General features: G+C 71.2%; 13 protein-coding genes. 5 read left to right on the top strand and 8 right to left on the bottom strand.

Going from position 1 to position 14,410, the window contains the following annotated elements:
* Positions 1-2 precede the first annotated feature (2 nt).
* Complete coding sequence (locus OG496_RS39515; protein ID WP_327400966.1) at positions 3-1,250, bottom strand: spermidine/putrescine ABC transporter substrate-binding protein; 1,248 nt, start codon at positions 1,248-1,250, stop codon at positions 3-5.
* A gap of 56 nt (positions 1,251-1,306) precedes the next feature.
* Positions 1,307-2,842: a gamma-aminobutyraldehyde dehydrogenase gene (locus OG496_RS39510; RefSeq protein WP_366490249.1), complete on the bottom strand. Its 1,536-nt coding sequence runs from the start codon at positions 2,840-2,842 to the stop codon at positions 1,307-1,309.
* Between the two features lie 211 nt (positions 2,843-3,053).
* On the opposite strand from OG496_RS39510, the gene OG496_RS39505 reads away from it, so the two are divergent.
* Complete coding sequence (locus tag OG496_RS39505) at positions 3,054-3,647, top strand: NADAR family protein (protein ID WP_405974258.1); 594 nt, start codon at positions 3,054-3,056, stop codon at positions 3,645-3,647.
* Between the two features lie 728 nt (positions 3,648-4,375).
* Here OG496_RS39505 and OG496_RS39500 read toward each other — a convergent pair.
* Positions 4,376-5,194: a DUF4190 domain-containing protein gene (locus OG496_RS39500; protein WP_405974257.1), complete on the bottom strand. Its 819-nt coding sequence runs from the start codon at positions 5,192-5,194 to the stop codon at positions 4,376-4,378.
* A gap of 576 nt (positions 5,195-5,770) precedes the next feature.
* On the opposite strand from OG496_RS39500, the gene OG496_RS39495 reads away from it, so the two are divergent.
* Complete coding sequence (locus OG496_RS39495) at positions 5,771-6,838, top strand: adenosine deaminase (protein ID WP_405974256.1); 1,068 nt, start codon at positions 5,771-5,773, stop codon at positions 6,836-6,838.
* 37 nt (positions 6,839-6,875) lie between these two features.
* Positions 6,876-7,562 (top strand): glycerophosphodiester phosphodiesterase, encoded by a 687-nt coding sequence (locus OG496_RS39490; RefSeq protein WP_405974255.1) that lies wholly within the window; start codon positions 6,876-6,878, stop codon positions 7,560-7,562.
* Here the strand turns inward: OG496_RS39490 and OG496_RS39485 are convergent.
* Positions 7,546-8,211, bottom strand: a complete 666-nt coding sequence (locus tag OG496_RS39485) for an NADPH-dependent F420 reductase (protein ID WP_405976806.1) — start codon at positions 8,209-8,211, stop codon at positions 7,546-7,548. The two genes, OG496_RS39490 and OG496_RS39485, sit on opposite strands and share 17 nt — an antisense overlap.
* Before the next feature lie 48 nt (positions 8,212-8,259).
* Here OG496_RS39485 and OG496_RS39480 point away from each other — a divergent pair, with 48 nt between their 5' ends.
* Positions 8,260-8,646, top strand: coding sequence for a winged helix-turn-helix transcriptional regulator (locus OG496_RS39480; protein ID WP_405974254.1), 387 nt, complete (start codon positions 8,260-8,262; stop codon positions 8,644-8,646).
* On the opposite strand, the gene OG496_RS39475 is transcribed toward OG496_RS39480, so the two are convergent.
* Both OG496_RS39475 and OG496_RS39470 read right to left on the bottom strand, forming a co-directional pair.
* Positions 8,628-10,679 (bottom strand): sigma-70 family RNA polymerase sigma factor, encoded by a 2,052-nt coding sequence (locus tag OG496_RS39475; protein WP_405974253.1) that lies wholly within the window; start codon positions 10,677-10,679, stop codon positions 8,628-8,630. The genes OG496_RS39480 and OG496_RS39475 overlap by 19 nt on opposite strands.
* Before the next feature lie 19 nt (positions 10,680-10,698).
* A complete protein-coding gene (locus OG496_RS39470; protein ID WP_405974252.1) occupies positions 10,699-11,988 on the bottom strand; it encodes an alginate lyase family protein in 1,290 nt (429 codons plus the stop codon).
* A 254-nt stretch (positions 11,989-12,242) separates the two neighbouring features.
* Here OG496_RS39470 and OG496_RS39465 point away from each other — a divergent pair, with 254 nt between their 5' ends.
* The gene (locus tag OG496_RS39465; RefSeq protein ID WP_405976805.1) at positions 12,243-13,394 is read left to right on the top strand and encodes a serine hydrolase domain-containing protein; all 1,152 of its coding nucleotides are present in this window, start codon (positions 12,243-12,245) and stop codon (positions 13,392-13,394) included.
* 18 nt (positions 13,395-13,412) lie between these two features.
* Here OG496_RS39465 and OG496_RS39460 read toward each other — a convergent pair whose 3' ends face one another.
* Positions 13,413-13,922 carry a hypothetical protein gene (locus OG496_RS39460; protein WP_405974251.1) on the bottom strand — a complete coding sequence of 170 codons (510 nt, stop codon included), beginning with the start codon at positions 13,920-13,922 and terminating at the stop codon, positions 13,413-13,415.
* Positions 13,906-14,397: an RNA polymerase sigma factor gene (locus OG496_RS39455; protein WP_366490236.1), complete on the bottom strand. Its 492-nt coding sequence runs from the start codon at positions 14,395-14,397 to the stop codon at positions 13,906-13,908. The genes OG496_RS39460 and OG496_RS39455 overlap by 17 nt, the downstream gene beginning before the upstream one ends.
* Positions 14,398-14,410: the final 13 nt, after the last annotated feature.

Here is a 14,410-nt window from a genome sequence, read left to right as displayed (position 1 = left end):
CGTCACGCCCCTGTGAGCTTTGCGAACTTCTGCTGGTAGGCCGTCTCTTCCTTCGAGCTCAGGGAGCGGAAGGCGTGGGACTTGGCCGCCATGGCCTTGTCGGGAAGGATCAGCGGGTTGCTCGCCGCCGACTTGTCGATCTTGGCGAGGTAGGGCTTCACGTCCGCGACCGGGCTGACGTAGTTGACGTAGGCGGCGAGTTCGGCGGCCGGCTCGGGCTCGTAGTAGTAGTCGATGAGCCGCTCGGCGTTCGTCTTGTGGCGCGCCTTGTTGGGGATCAGCATGTTGTCGGTCGACGTCATGTAGCCGGCGGCGGGGATGACGTAGCCGACGTCCGGGTTGTCCGCCTGGAGTTGCACGATGTCGCCGCCCCAGGCGACGCACGCGGCGAAGTCGCCCTTGGTGAGGTCGGACGTGTAGTCGTTGCCGGTGAAGCGGCGGATCTGGCCCTTGTCGACGGCCTTCTGGAGGCGGGCGATGACCGCGTCGTAGTCGTCGGTCGTGAACTTCGCCGGGTCCTTGCCCATGTCGAGCATCGTCATGCCGACGCTGTCGCGCATCTCGGTGAGGAAGCCGACGCGGCCCTTGAGCTTGGGGTTGTCGAGGAGGTCGGAGATCGACTTCACCTCGACGCCGTCGAGCGCCTTCTTGTTGTAGGCGATGACGGTGGAGATGCCCTGCCACACGTACGAGTACGCCCGGCCCGGGTCCCAGTCGGGGCTGCGGAACTGGTCCGACAGGTTGGCGTAGGCGTGCGGCAGGTTCGACGCGTCCAGTTTCTGGACGTAGCCCAGGCGGATCATGCGGGCGGCCAGCCAGTCGGTGAGGACGATCAGGTCGCGGCCGGTGGACTGGCCGGCGGCGAGCTGCGGCTGGATCTTGCCGAAGAACTCGTCGTTGTCGTTGATGTCCTCGGTGTACTTGACCTTGATGCCGGTCCGCTTGGTGAACGCGTCCAGCGTCGGGCGGTGGTTGCCGCTCTCGTCCGTGTCGATGTACTCGGGCCAGTTGGAGAAGTCGATCTCCTTCTCCGTGGCCGAGTGGTCGTCGGCGGACACGCCGCCCTGTGTCTTGCCGGCCGCGGGGATCCCGCAGCCGCTCAGGGCGCCGAGGCCGCCGACCGCGAGCGCGCCGCCCGCGGAGGCGCGCAGCACCGAACGGCGGGTCATGGCGGACCGGCTCTTGCGGAAGCTGCGCCGTACGGCGGCCACTTCGGCCGGGGTCAGGCGGTCGGGCTCGTACTGCTTCATGCGCGTGCTGCCCTTTCGGGAGGAGACGGCCGCGGCTCGGGCGGCCGTCAGTTCTGCTATCGGTCCCCGAAGATCGTGCGGTGCCAGTCCTTGCGGGCCACCGCCGTGTTGTCGAACATGACGTGCTTGATCTGGGTGTATTCCTCGAACGAGTAGGCGGACATGTCCTTGCCGAAGCCGGACGCCTTGTATCCGCCGTGGGGCATCTCGCTGATGATCGGGATGTGGTCGTTGATCCACACACAGCCGGCCTTGATCTCGCGGGTCGCGCGGTTGGCCCGGTAGACGTCCCGGCTCCACGCGGAGGCCGCGAGGCCGTACGGGGTGTCGTTGGCGAGCGCGATGCCTTCGTCGTCGGTGTCGAAGGGCAGGACGACCAGGACCGGTCCGAACAGCTCGGACTGCACGATCTCGCTGTCCTGGGCGGCGTCCGCGACCAGGGTTGGGCGATAGTACGCGCCGTTCTTGAGATCTCCCTGAGGAGCCTCGCCGCCGGTCACCACGCGCGCGTAGCCACGCGCCCGGTCGACGAACCCGGCGACGCGGTCGCGCTGGACGTGCGAGATCAGCGGCCCGAGGTCGGTGCCCGGGGCGAAGGGATCGCCGACCCGGACGCTCGCCATGAGGGCGGCCGTCTTCTGGACGAACGCGTCGTAGAGGGGCCGCTGCACGTACGCGCGCGTGGCGGCCGTGCAGTCCTGCCCGGTGTTGATGAGCGAACCGGCGACGGCTCCGTTGACGGCGGCTTCGAGATCCGCGTCGTCGAAGACCACGAAGGGTGCCTTGCCGCCGAGCTCCAGGTGGAGGCGCTTGACGGTGGCGGTCGCGATCTCGGCGACGCGCTTGCCGACGGCGGTGGATCCGGTGAAGGAGGTCATGGCCACGTCCGGGTGACCGACGAGATGCTCACCGGCGACCTTCCCCGCGCCGGTGATGATGTTGATGACACCGTCCGGGATGCCCGCCTCCGTGGCGGCCTGCGCGAACATCAGCGAGGTGAGCGGGGTCAGCTCGGCGGGCTTCAGGACGATCGTGTTGCCCGCGGCGATCGCCGGCAGGATCTTCCAGGCGGCCATCTGGAGAGGATAGTTCCAGGGCGCGATGGAGCCGACGACACCGATGGGTTCCCGGCGTACGTACGACGTGTGGTCGCCGGAGTACTCACCGGCGGACTGTCCCTGCAGATGCCGTGCGGCACCGGCGAAGAAGGATGTGTTGTCGATCGTCCCGGGGACGTCGAACTCGCGGGTCAGCTTGAGGGGCTTGCCGCACTGGAGGGACTCGGCGCGGGCGAAGTCGTCCGCGCGCTCGGCGAGTACGGCGGCGAAACGGTGCAGCGCGTCGGAGCGTTCGCCGGGCGTGGCCCCCGACCAGCCCGGGAACGCGGCGCGCGCGGCTGCCACGGCGGCGTCCACGTCGTCGGTCCCGGCCAGTTCGTACGTGTAGACGTCCTCGCCGGTGGCCGGGTCGACGACGGCATGGGTGTGGCCCGAGGTGCCCTTGGTCAGGCGGCCCGCGATGAACTGCGCGCCGTCGGCGAAGTACTCCTGTGCGGGGAATCGTTCCGGGGTGACGCTGCCCGGGTTGTGCATGTCGCTCTCCTCCGCCTTCGCCCCGCTTGGTCCGCTGGCGGGTGGCGTAGCTCCAGCTCGATTTGAATGCCGATCCTGACAGAGCAAAGGGACTCCAACAAGTGATTCCGTTGTTGCCTTTTGGTTACGCGACGGAATCCTTCGACCAGGTGTCGAGTCCGTGTGGAAAAGGGGGGACGGAGTGTCAGTGGTGCCTGCAAGACTCGCGTGTATGGACGGGATCACGGGGAAGCTCGCGGCGGGGGCCGCGGAAAAGATCGACTCGCAGGAAGCCCTGATCAGGGAAGTGCGGGCCGGGGCCAGGGTCAAGTACCTGCACTTCTGGGGCCACCGGCCCCGCCCGGACGGCCGCGTGAGCGCGAGCTGTCTGAGCCAGTGGTGGCCGTCGCCGTTCACCGTGGACGGGGTGACGTATGCGACCGCCGAGCACTGGATGATGGCGGGGAAAGCGCGGCTGTTCGGCGACGAGGACGCCCTTGCGCGGGTGCTGGCCGCGGGGCATCCGTCCCAGGCCAAGAAGGCGGGGCGGCTGGTGCGGGGGTTCGACGAGTCGATCTGGGCGCGGGAGCGGTTCGGGATCGTCGTCGAGGGGAGCGTCCACAAGTTCGCGGGGGATGCGGAACTGCGGGCGTTTCTGCTGGGCACGGAGGATCGGGTGCTGGTGGAGGCGAGTCCCGTGGACCGGGTGTGGGGGATCGGGCTGGCCGCGGATGACGTGGCGGCGGGGGATCCCGAGCGGTGGCGGGGGCCGAATTTGTTGGGGTTCGCGTTGATGGTGGCTCGGAGGCGGTTGCGGGAGGGGTGACGGCGAGCTGAGCGGCGGGGGGCTTGAGCGGGGGCCCCGGGCTGAGCGGCTCGGGGGGCGGTGAGGACGAGGTCGGGGATGGGGGCGGGGCACGGTCACCGGGATGCCGGTGGTGGGTGGCTTGGGCTCGTTGCGGGGTGCGGGTAGTGGGTGGCTTGGGCTGGTTGCCGGGTGCGGGTGCGTGGGGGCTGGTCGCGCTCACGCGGCGGAGCCGCATATCGATTCAGCCCCGCGCCCCTGAGGGCATTGGGGTGGGCAGGGTCAAGGGGCGAGGGCGCAGGGTCGGGCGGTCGGGCGGTCGGGCGGTCGGGCGGTCGGGCGGTCGGGCGGTCGGGCGGTCGGGCGGTCGGGCGGTCGGGCGGTCGGGCGGTCGGGCGGTCGGGCGGTCGGGCGGTCGGGGATACACGATCACGGGCGCGGGTGCGACGACGGGCGCGAGTGCGTCGGTGGCTCGACGGGCGTGAGCGGAGCCTGTATCGCTGGTGCCGGCGGAGGCTCGAAGAGGGCGGGGCACCCAGGTGGGAGAGGTGCCCATGGTCACCGGCATGGGCACGCCCCCGGCTGTCGTGGGTGTGAGGTGGGGCTTCTGCCAGGGCGGGTCAAGCCTGGGGCAGGACGAGTGCCGTCAGGCTGGAGGCGGCGGGGAGCGGAAGCCGTCGCCGTGGGCGTGCCTCCAGGTGAGTGTCGGAGCACGCGGCCGAATGACCGGTTGACCAGGCGGGGCGGGGTCAGGCCTGGGGCAGGGCCGGGGCCGTCAGGCTGGGGGCGGAGTTGTAGAAGGGGTCGGTGTCCGAGGTGTCGGTGCTGTCTCCGTGGTTGATGGCGAACACGATGGTGGCGATCATCACGGCGGCCGTGATGACCCCCAGGACGGTCCCGATGATGCCCGTGATGAAACCCGCCTGGGCCTGACCTCGGTTCGTGGCCTCGCCCCGGTCGGCCCGCTTCTTGCCCTTGACGCCGAGGATGATCGCGGTGATGCCGAGGCCGAGGGAGACGACGCCGTAGAAGCAGAACAGGCAGCAGGACAGGATGCCCAGCACCATCGCGGCGGTGCCCATGTTGTTCTGCGGGGCCATCGGCATACCGGGCCAGCCGTAGCCCTGCGGGTAGCCGGGGTAGCCGTAGCCACCTGGCACTCCGGGGCCTCCTGGCATTCCCGGGCCGCCGGGCATTCCCGGGCCGGGGCCGTTCGGTGGGCCGGGTTGGGCGTAGCCGCCGGGGGTGTTGGGCTGGCCGTAGCCGGGAGCGCCGTAGGTGGGGAGGCCTGGGGGTGTGCCGGGTGGGCCGTAGCTGGGGGCACCGGGGGTCGCGCCAGGTGCCGCGGAACCAGGCGGGGCGAAGCCCTCGGCCGGCATGGCGGTCACGGTGGCCTGGTTGTGCACGGACGGTGACTGCGGCTGCGGCGGGGGCTGGTCCTGCGGGTGGGGCTGGTGGCCGGGGGTGGGCGGCTGGGCGCCCTTCTCCAGCGATGGCCTGCTCTCCGGCGGTGCCCACGGGTCGCGGTTCGCTCCCGCACCGGCGTCCGGTTGTGTCTGGTCCCCCACGTTTCGTCCCCGTCCCCGTCGGTCCTTCGTCAGAGCGACCATGCTAGAGCGTTCCACTGACAGTCCTGCCACCTGGGCTGTCACGGATGACGTCGGCATCGGCTACGCCGGTTCCGGGCGGGGTTGGGTTGGGTTGGTTGGCTGGAAGCAAGGACGCCACCACCGATACCGACCCGCCCCACCAGAACCTGTCCGGCGGATCATGCCGCAGACGCGGGGGGGGCACACACTCCCCCGTTGCCCCCCTCACCGGCGCTGGTGAGGGGCCGCTCATTTCCTCCGACCGGATCCGCGGAACTCCCCTGGCCGCCCGCTGCCCAGCGCCACGGCAGTTGTCGCCGCCCCGCATCACCTGTACCAACGCCACCAGCCGCGACCCGCATCCGCACTCGCACCCCCCACACCGCCCGTCCCCATCAACCGCCGAGCAACCCCTTCTCACCGCCTCCCCCGCCCAAGCACCCTCACCCCACGCCCCCTCACCCCACCCCGGCCTACGATGATCCCGAGTCAACGATCAGCCGATCACCCGCGTCCCGCACGGCACTGCCCGGGGCGCCGTTCCGGGGAGGAACCTTGTCCGACCACAGCGCCGCAACCGCCGCCGGTCAGGCCCGTGACCTGCATGCCTTTATCGCTGGGCTGCCGAAGGCCGAACTGCATGTCCATCACGTCGGCTCCGCCTCCCCGCGGATCGTCTCGGAGCTGGCCGCCCGGCACTCCGACTCCAGGGTGCCCACCGACCCCGAGGCCCTGGTCGACTACTTCAGCTTCACGGACTTCGCGCACTTCATCGACGTGTACCTGTCCGTCGTAGACCTGATCCGCACTCCCGAGGACGTACGGCTGCTGACCTACGAGGTGGCCCGGGACATGGCCCGGCAGCAGGTGCGGTACGCCGAGTTGACCATCACGCCGTTCTCGTCGACCCGGCGTGGGATCGACGAGCGGGCCTTCATGGACGCGATCGAGGATGCCCGCAAGGCGGCCGAGGCGGAGTTCGGGACCGTGCTGCGGTGGTGCTTCGACATTCCCGGGGAGGCGGGGCTCGAAGCCGCCGAGGAGACCGTGCGGCTCGCGACCGACGATCGCGTACGGCCGGAGGGGCTGGTGTCGTTCGGGCTCGGCGGGCCGGAGGTCGGGGTGCCGCGGCCGCAGTTCAAGCCGTACTTCGACCGGGCCATCGCCGCCGGCCTGCACTCCGTGCCGCACGCCGGTGAGACCACCGGCCCCGAGACGGTCTGGGACGCCCTGAACGACCTGCGCGCCGAGCGCATCGGCCACGGCACCACCTCCGCCCAGGACCCCAAGCTGCTCGCGCATCTCGCCGAGCACGGCATCGCGCTGGAGGTCTGCCCGACCTCCAACATCGCCACCCGCGCGGTCCGCACGCTCGACGAGCACCCGATCAAGGAGTTCGTCCGCGCCGGGGTCATCGTCACGATCAACTCCGACGACCCGCCGATGTTCGGCACCGACCTCAACAACGAGTACGCGGTCGCCGCCCGCCTCCTCGACCTCGACGAACGCGGTGTCGCCGACCTCGCGAAGAACGCCGTGCGGGCCTCCTTCCTCGACACGGCCGGCAAGGCCCGGATCAACGACGAGATCGACACCTACACCTCGGCGTGGCTCGCCCCCTGACGGACCGGCGCGCTCTGCCAACCAGCAGAATGTGCCCATGCAGAACGTGACCGCCGTGGGCCATCGCGGCGACCCCTACCGTGTCCGCGAGAACACCATCGACTCGCTGCGTTCCGCGCTCGACCAGGGCGCGGACGCCGTCGAGTTCGACGTACGGCTGACCCGTGACGGCGTCCCCGTGCTGCTGCACGACGAGACGCTGAAACGGCTGTGGGAGCTGGACCGGCCGCTGAAGTCGCTGTCGGTGGACGAGGTGCGCGGGCTCACGGACGGCCGGGTGCCGACACTGGTCGAGGCGCTGGCCGCGACCGAGGGCAGCCGGGTCATGGTCGACCTGCCCGGCCCCGCCGACCCACGGGCCGTGCGCCGAGTCGTGGACGAGATCCGCGACTACGGGGCGGAGGACCGCGTGTACTACTGCGCGGGCGCCGACGCCATGCTCGCCGTCCGCGCGGCCGACCCGTCCGCCGAGATCGCCCTGACCTGGACCTCGCTCGCTCCCCCGCGCCCGGCGGTCCTCGAAGCGGTACGGCCGCGCTGGCTCAACTACCGCTTCACACTGGTCGATCGGGACCTCACCGCACGCGTCCACCGCGACGGCTACCTCCTGTCGGTGTGGACCCCGGACACCCGCCGCTCGATGCGCCGCCTCCTCGACATGGGCGTCGACTCGATCACCACCAATCGCGTCGACGTGCTCTGCGGGCTCAGGAAGAAGGGCTGAGGGACGCGTCCCGCCGCCCCGCCAACTCCCTTGGCGGGGCGATGGATTGAGCGTCCACCCCCTCCCGCACCCACAGCCGGATCAGCAGCGCGGCGGTCGCCTCCAGCAACCCCGCCCCCTGGCCCAACTCCCCTGCCGCGAACGGCTCGCACCCCACATCCCGCACCAACTGCCCTACGACCGCGAGGGCTTCGGCGTCGTCTCCGCTCAGCGGAACGCCGAGCGGGCGGCCGTCGAACACCGGCGGTGTCAGCCGCCAGACGTCCTCGTGGCAGAGGTTGAACGCCTTGACGACGTGCGCCTCGGGACCGGCTGCGGCGGCGAGTCGCTCGGCGGCGGAGGGACCGCCCGCGGTGAGCAGGCGGAAGCCGGCGCCGACGGGGTTCGTGCAGTCGATCAACACCCGTCCGGCCAAGGGGAGTTGCCGAGCCACCTCCGCTACGGCGTCCCAGGGCAACGCCACCAGTACGGCACCGGTGCCGAAATCGGCGGCCTCGCGGAAGCCACCGGACAGGCCTCCCCGCCGTCGTGCCAGTGCCTCGGCCCTCCCCAAGTCCCGCCCGCCGAACAGCACTTCGTGTCCGGCCCGGATCCACTGCGTGCCCAGGGCATCCGCCATGCCTCCGGTGCCGAGAATTCCTATGCGCATCCGCATGCCACTCTTCATGCCACGACAGTAGGAAGCCGCTCGGGCACCATGTGGTGCGTGACCTCAGACCCGACGAACCCGACGGACTCGGTGTTCCTCGCCGACTGCCGGGCCCGGCTCGCCTTCGACCTGTTGGCCAACACCTGGAACTGCGTGGTGCTGTGGGCCCTGCGGCACGGGCCGCGGCGGCCGGGTGAGTTGCGCGGGCGGATCGGCGGGATCAGCCAGAAGGTGCTGACGGAGACGCTGCGGCGGCTGGAGTTCAACGGGCTCGTGGCGCGGCGGCCGTACGGCGGTTCGCCACCGCGGGTGGAGTACGAACTCACCGCGCTGGGGCGGACGTTGCTCGACCCGATCGACGCGTTCGGGGCATGGGCCTTCGAGCACGGGGACGAGGTCATGGCCGCGCAGGACCACTACACGCGGGACTCCTGAGCTACGGTCGCCGGGTCGGCCGGGGTCGTACGGGTGACGAACTGCGGTATCGGGGTGCTGTCCTTGCCGGTGTCCCGGGTCAGGCCGTAGCGGGTCGCGCCCTGGGCGGGGCCGGTGGTGATGTCCTTCTCCACGGCGTCCCAGGTGGTGGGGAAGACGTTGAGGCCGTAGTCGGCGCCGCGTTCGTTGACGGTGAGGGTGACGCTGCCGTCGACGTAGAAGTACTCGTTCTGCCACATCTGTTGGGTGCCGGTGGGCAGGACGTCGTAGCCGGTGGTGGAGCTGCCCATGCCGGTCGCGGTGGTGTCGGCGGTGCTGACGGGGTCGTCCATGCGGCGGCCGCCGCCCGAGGCCACGTGGAACAGCTTGCCCTTCAGGGCGGTCCAACTCGGCATGACCAGCGCGCCGTTGCGGTACTGCGGCGAGATCTGCCAGCGGACGAGGACGTAACCCTGGCCGCTGAGCGTCACGTTGTCACCCCGGTGGTTCATGGTGGCGTGCGCACCGCCGGTGCTGGTGACGCCGGAGGCGAGGCGGTGCGGGAGCGCCGCGGGCGGGGTGCTGGGGTCCGGCGCCCGGTCCACGGCGTCGACGACCGAGCCGTAGGGGCCGGTGGTCGTCTTCGACGGGGAGGTGGACGGGGAGGGTGAGGATGACTCGGATGCGGATGGTGAGGGTGATGCGGGGGTCGTCGGGGTGCCGGTTCCCGGGCCGGGTGTGGTGGCTGCGGCGGTGGGGGTGAGGGCCTTCGGGGGTGGGTCGTTCGGGGACTGGGTGACGACGTAGACACCGCCCGCGGCGATCGTCGCGCCGGCCGCCACGGCGACGGCTGGCTTGGTCAACACCCCGAGCAGCTTGGCGGACCAGCCGGCGGGCGCACCGGCCGAACCGGCGATCCCGGCCGAGCCCGCAGCCCCGGAGGCTCCCGAAACTCCCGCCGAACCCGCGACACCGGAAGCGCCTGCGGCCCCTGCCGAACCTCCGATGCCCGAAGCTCCTGCGGCGCCGACGGCTCCCGCCGCGCCTGCGGAACCGGCGACGCCCGCAGCACCCGCGACACCAGAGGCCCCGGCCGCCCCGGAAGCCCCTACCGAACCCGCGAACCCCGTCGCACCTACGGCCCCTGCCGCGCCGGTCGAGCCCGCGAGCCCCGCCGTACCGGCCGCTCCCGCTGCCCCAGCGGCCCCGCTCGCCCCGAGCCCGAAGGCCGCACCAGCGACCCCCGCCGCAGCCGCAGCCGTCTTCGCCCCGAAGGCCAGCGACAGCGTGAAGCCGAGCGGGAGCGGGACGAGGGCGATGCCGACAAGGAGGCGTTCCGCGGGTACGACGGACTCGCGCGGGTCGCCGCAGTAGGCGCAGCCGCGCAGGTGCCGGGCCAGGCGTTTGCGCCAGACCGAGTCGCGGCGGCCGTCCCGACGGGCGGTGAGGTCACGGAGGTCGGGGCAGGCGCCGTCGAGGGCGCGGACGACACCTCGGGCGGTCTCCAGGCGTTCCTTCATGCGCTGGACGCGGACCGCCGCGTGCTGGCGGCTGATGCCGAGCGCCGATGCCAGTTCGCGGCGGGTGAGTTCGCCCGCGACCTCCAGCCACCACAGGGAGAGGAGCTGGCGGTCCTCGTCGTCGAGCCAGCGCACCGCCTCCGCGACCTCGCGCCGCTGGCCCTCCAACTGGAGCCGCAGGACGGTGAGTTCGGCGAAGTCGGCGGCATCGCCCGGCAGGCCGTCGGGCAGCCGGTCCGGGGTCTTCCGGCGCGCCCGGTCCCGTATCTGGCGCATGGCGATCGCCACCAGCCAGGAACGGAAGCTGTCGGGGTCGCGGAGCGAACCGAGGTGGTCGACGGCGCGGAGCATCGTCTCCTGGACCACGTCGTCCACGTCCGCATGGCCATTGAGGGCGCGGCCGACCACGTTGTAGACCAACGGCAGCCAGCCCGCGACCAGTTCGTCCAGCGCCCGCCGGTCACCGGCCTGCGCCGCCGCGATGGTGGAGCGCCACTGCCGCCCGTCCACGTCGTTCCTCGCCCTCCCCGGCATCACCCGATGTCCCCCGACGTCACTTGCTGTACAGCAGCGTCCCGAAGCCCAGTTGGTCGAAACCGCCACTGTTCGGGCCGTAGTCGCCGCCACCGCCCTCCGCACGCACCTTCTCAGCCATGAGGGTGATGAACGGGGTGGAGAGGCGTCGTCGGCGGGCGTAGTGGTTGTACAGAACCTCCCAGACCGGGCGAACAGCGCCCCGGGATGCGTCGGAGATCACAGGCTGTTCCATGTACCGCCCGTTGCCCTGACCGCTGCGCCAGCCGTACGTCGTGAAGGGCACGGCCGCGCCGAGGTTGTACTTGGCGACGTACTCGGCGGCCTTCATGAACCGGTTGTCGAGGTAGCCGTAGAGGTCGACGTCCTGGTTCCAGGCCATCTCGCAGATCGCGCCCATGAGGCCCATGCCCATCATCGTGTGGCCCTGGTCGCGGCCGCTCTCCTGCCACTGGGCGAGGTTCTGGCCGGCGTAGACGAAGGGGATGGCGTGCCTGAACGAGCCGTTGCCCGCGCCGGACTTCATGTAGGTGACGGCGCGCTGGAAGGTGGCGCGGTCGTCGCAGAGGATGCCGGTCGCCATGAGGGAGGCGACGTTGCACAGGTCCCAGTTCGCCCAGTAGTTGGTGATGTTGGCGGTGTTGTGGCGGGCGAGGAAGTCGATGTTCATCGGCTGGAAGACCGTGCGCATCATCTTCTTGAAGCGGGCGAACGCGAAGTGCGGGTGGTCGCGGACGAGTTCGGCGGCGTTCGCGAACTGGTAGCCGTAGATGCCGGCGGCCAGGAAGCGGTCGGCGTTGCCGTTGACCGAAGTGAGCGTGGCCGACCAGGCGTTGAGGATGGCGACGGCCGTGTCGCCGTTGGCCTTGGTGCCGCCGATCTTCCAGCGCAGGGCGTTCTGGTAGGCGGCGTGGATGTCGTTGTACATCGTGACGTAGTTCTGGCCGGTGCCGCCGCGTACGACGACGGCCTGCGGGCGGGGCTGCCAACCGCTCGCGGAATGGCGGTTGTCGGTGAGCCGCGTCCAGCCCTTCAGCCAGGGGTCCTTGCGGGCGGCGACGCGGACCTCGGCGCGGTGCAGGTCACCGGCGTTGTGCAGCATGCCCGGGTGTACGAGGGCCTGCGGCCGGGCGGTCGCGGTGCCGATGGCGGTGGCTGTGCCGGTCTGCGCGGCGTCCGCCCCTCCCCCGGAGAACGCGGCCATACCGCCGCCGACGACTCCCGCCGCCGCGACTCCGCCGCCGAGGGTGAAGAGGCCCCGGCGGGTGAGGCGGTGCCTGTTGGTGGGCTTGCGTGCGCTGGTGGCCATGTGGGTGGCTCCGGTGCGTGAGGAGACTGGGGACGCAGAGGGAGACGGAGTGAAGGCCTCCGCGATAACAGTTTTTCCGGCGCCGAGTTGGATCCCGTAGGGGGCATCCCCCACAAACCCCTTGTCCTGTACGGCAGTTGGTCCGGGCTGCACCAGGGGTGGCGCCCTCCTCGCCGACGATCCGCCTACGACCGAGCGGGACGAGGCTGATCACCGACAGCCACCGGAGACCTCAGGAGCAGCCGATGCGCTCGATGCGCGCCCGCCGTCGCACCACCGTCCTCACCGCCTCCCTCGTACTCGCCCTCGCGGCAGGCCCGTTGGCCGCGCCCGCGTTCGCCGCGCCCCCGTCGGCCACCGCGCGGCAGACGGCCGCACCGGACGCCGAAGCGCTGCGCGCGGCGCTCGCCGGGCTCCCTGACGCCGACGCGACGGCGGCTCTCGTACGGGTGGGAGGCACGGACGGGACCTGGCGCGGCAGTTCGGGTGTGCACGATCTGGAGAGCGGTGCCGCCGCCGACCCCGACGCGCGCTTCCGGGCGGGTTCGACGACGAAGGTCGTGACGGCGGCGACCGTGCTACGGCTCGCAGCGCAGCGGAAGGTCGACCTGGACACCCCGATCCAGCACTACCTGCCGGGGCTGCTCACGAAGGCCTTCGAGCCCGTCTCCGTACGGCAGTTGCTGAACCACACCAGTGGCATCCAGGCCGGCGACGGTTTCGGGGACGCCTTCGAGGACCAGTACGCGCACCGCTTCGACACCCTCACGCCGAGACAGGTGGTGGCGTCGGCGGTGGCGAAGGGCCCGGAGTTCCGGCCGGGCGAGCGGCAGGACTACCTCAACATCAACTACACGGTCCTCGGCCTGCTGATCGAGAGGGTGACGGGCCACTCGTACGCCTCGGAGGCCACCCGCCTCGTCCTGCGCCCGGCGGGCATGCGGGACACGTACTTCCCCGGCACCGACCCGCGCATCCGAGGCCCGCACAACCACGGCTACCAGCTGGTCCAACAGGCGGACGGCACAACGAAGTTCGTGGACGTCACCGACTGGAACCAGGCCGACCGCTGGGCAGCCGGCGACATGATCTCGACGACCGCCGACCTGGAGCGGCTGATCACGTCACTGTTCCGGGGCCGGATCGTGCCGGGCCCGCAACTGAAGGAGATGTTCACGGTCCCGGCGGGCATCGAGGGCGCGAGCTACAGCGCGGGCCTGCAACGCTTCGAGTACGGCGGCAAGGTCTACTGGCTCAAGTCGGGCTCCCGGTACGGCTACAGCACGGTCGTCCTCGCCACCCGCGACCTCTCCCGCACCCTCGTCTACTCGGTCGACTCGACGGACGCCAAGGGCGAGTCGATGAACGCGGTCGCGGAGCGGATCGCACTGGCGGCGCTCAAGTAGCCGGGGCGGGCGCGGAAGTTACCCCGTGTGCGTCTGCACGGCCGACGGCTCGACGGAGCGTGCGGTCGTCGGGGACGAGGTGAGCGCCGATGAAGGTGCCGAGGCGGATGCCGTCGGGGCCTTGGACGGTTCCGTGGTGGGCACCGCGGTGTGGCTCGGGTTCCGGGCGTCGGCGGGGGAACTCGGGGTCTCACTCGCCCTCGGACTGGGTGCCCTCGTCGCCGACGGGGCGGGCGGGGGCGTAGGACTGGTGCTCGCGGGGGGTGGGGCGAGGGGGACCGTGGGGGTCGTGGGCGAGTCGTGGTGGGCCAGGCGGAACGGGAGGGCCGCGAGGACGATCACCGCGCAGGTCGCGCCGGCGCCGACCGTCGCGCGGAGCAGGCGGCGGCGGTTGGCGCCGCGGCGGATCGTCTCGTAGCGGCCGGGGGGAGGGCCGAGGTACTCGGAGGAGGGGCGCAGGATGACCGTGAGGGGGTCGTCGGGGTCGATGTCCGGGCCCTCGTCTCCCTCGTCAAAGTGTGTGGTCAAGGCTTCTCCTCAGATGGGCGCGGAGCAGTTCGCGGGCCGCGTGGAGGTCGGCCTTGATGGTTCCTTCCTTGCGTCCGGTCAGCACGGACACCTCCCGGATCGGCATGTCAGCGTAGTAGTGCAGGAGGATCGGGACGCGCAGCCGTTCGGGCAGGGACTGTACGAGGAGCCGTACCGAGGGGTCTTCCTGTTCGGTCGGTGGGCGGACCGCCTCCTCCGTGGTGGCGCGGCGCACGGCCCGGCGTTCGCGCTCCAGTTTGCGCCAGTGGTCCCGGACGAGGTTGGCCGCGGTGACGTAGAGGAAGCCGCGGGGTTCCGTCACCTTCGTCCACCGCGCCCAGAGCCGGGTGAACGCCTCGGAGGCGATCTCGTGCGCCGTCTCGTCGTCGTCGACGAGACGGCGGCACCAGCCGGCGAGGCGCGGGTAGACGGCGGCGAACAGTTCGGACGCTGCCCTCTCGCGGGACCGTTTCAACGCTCTCCATGGT

This window comes from Streptomyces sp. NBC_00988 (assembly GCF_045162645.1).
In the GTDB taxonomy this organism is placed as follows: Bacteria; Actinomycetota; Actinomycetes; order Streptomycetales; family Streptomycetaceae; genus Streptomyces.
Note: the sequence above shows the minus strand (reverse complement) of the source record. Positions and strands in the feature narration are given on the sequence as shown.

Coding starts and splice junctions, on each gene's coding strand:
- OG496_RS39515 (WP_327400966.1), bottom strand. CDS start 1,250: ATGAAGCAGTACGAGCCCGACCGCCTGACCCCGGCCGAAGTGGCCGCC.
- OG496_RS39510 (WP_366490249.1), bottom strand. CDS start 2,842: ATGCACAACCCGGGCAGCGTCACCCCGGAACGATTCCCCGCACAGGAG.
- OG496_RS39505 (WP_405974258.1), top strand. CDS start 3,054: ATGGACGGGATCACGGGGAAGCTCGCGGCGGGGGCCGCGGAAAAGATC.
- OG496_RS39490 (WP_405974255.1), top strand. CDS start 6,876: ATGCAGAACGTGACCGCCGTGGGCCATCGCGGCGACCCCTACCGTGTC.
- OG496_RS39485 (WP_405976806.1), bottom strand. CDS start 8,211: ATGCGCATAGGAATTCTCGGCACCGGAGGCATGGCGGATGCCCTGGGC.
- OG496_RS39480 (WP_405974254.1), top strand. CDS start 8,260: ATGTGGTGCGTGACCTCAGACCCGACGAACCCGACGGACTCGGTGTTC.
- OG496_RS39475 (WP_405974253.1), bottom strand. CDS start 10,679: ATGCCGGGGAGGGCGAGGAACGACGTGGACGGGCGGCAGTGGCGCTCC.
- OG496_RS39470 (WP_405974252.1), bottom strand. CDS start 11,988: ATGGCCACCAGCGCACGCAAGCCCACCAACAGGCACCGCCTCACCCGC.
- OG496_RS39465 (WP_405976805.1), top strand. CDS start 12,243: ATGCGCGCCCGCCGTCGCACCACCGTCCTCACCGCCTCCCTCGTACTC.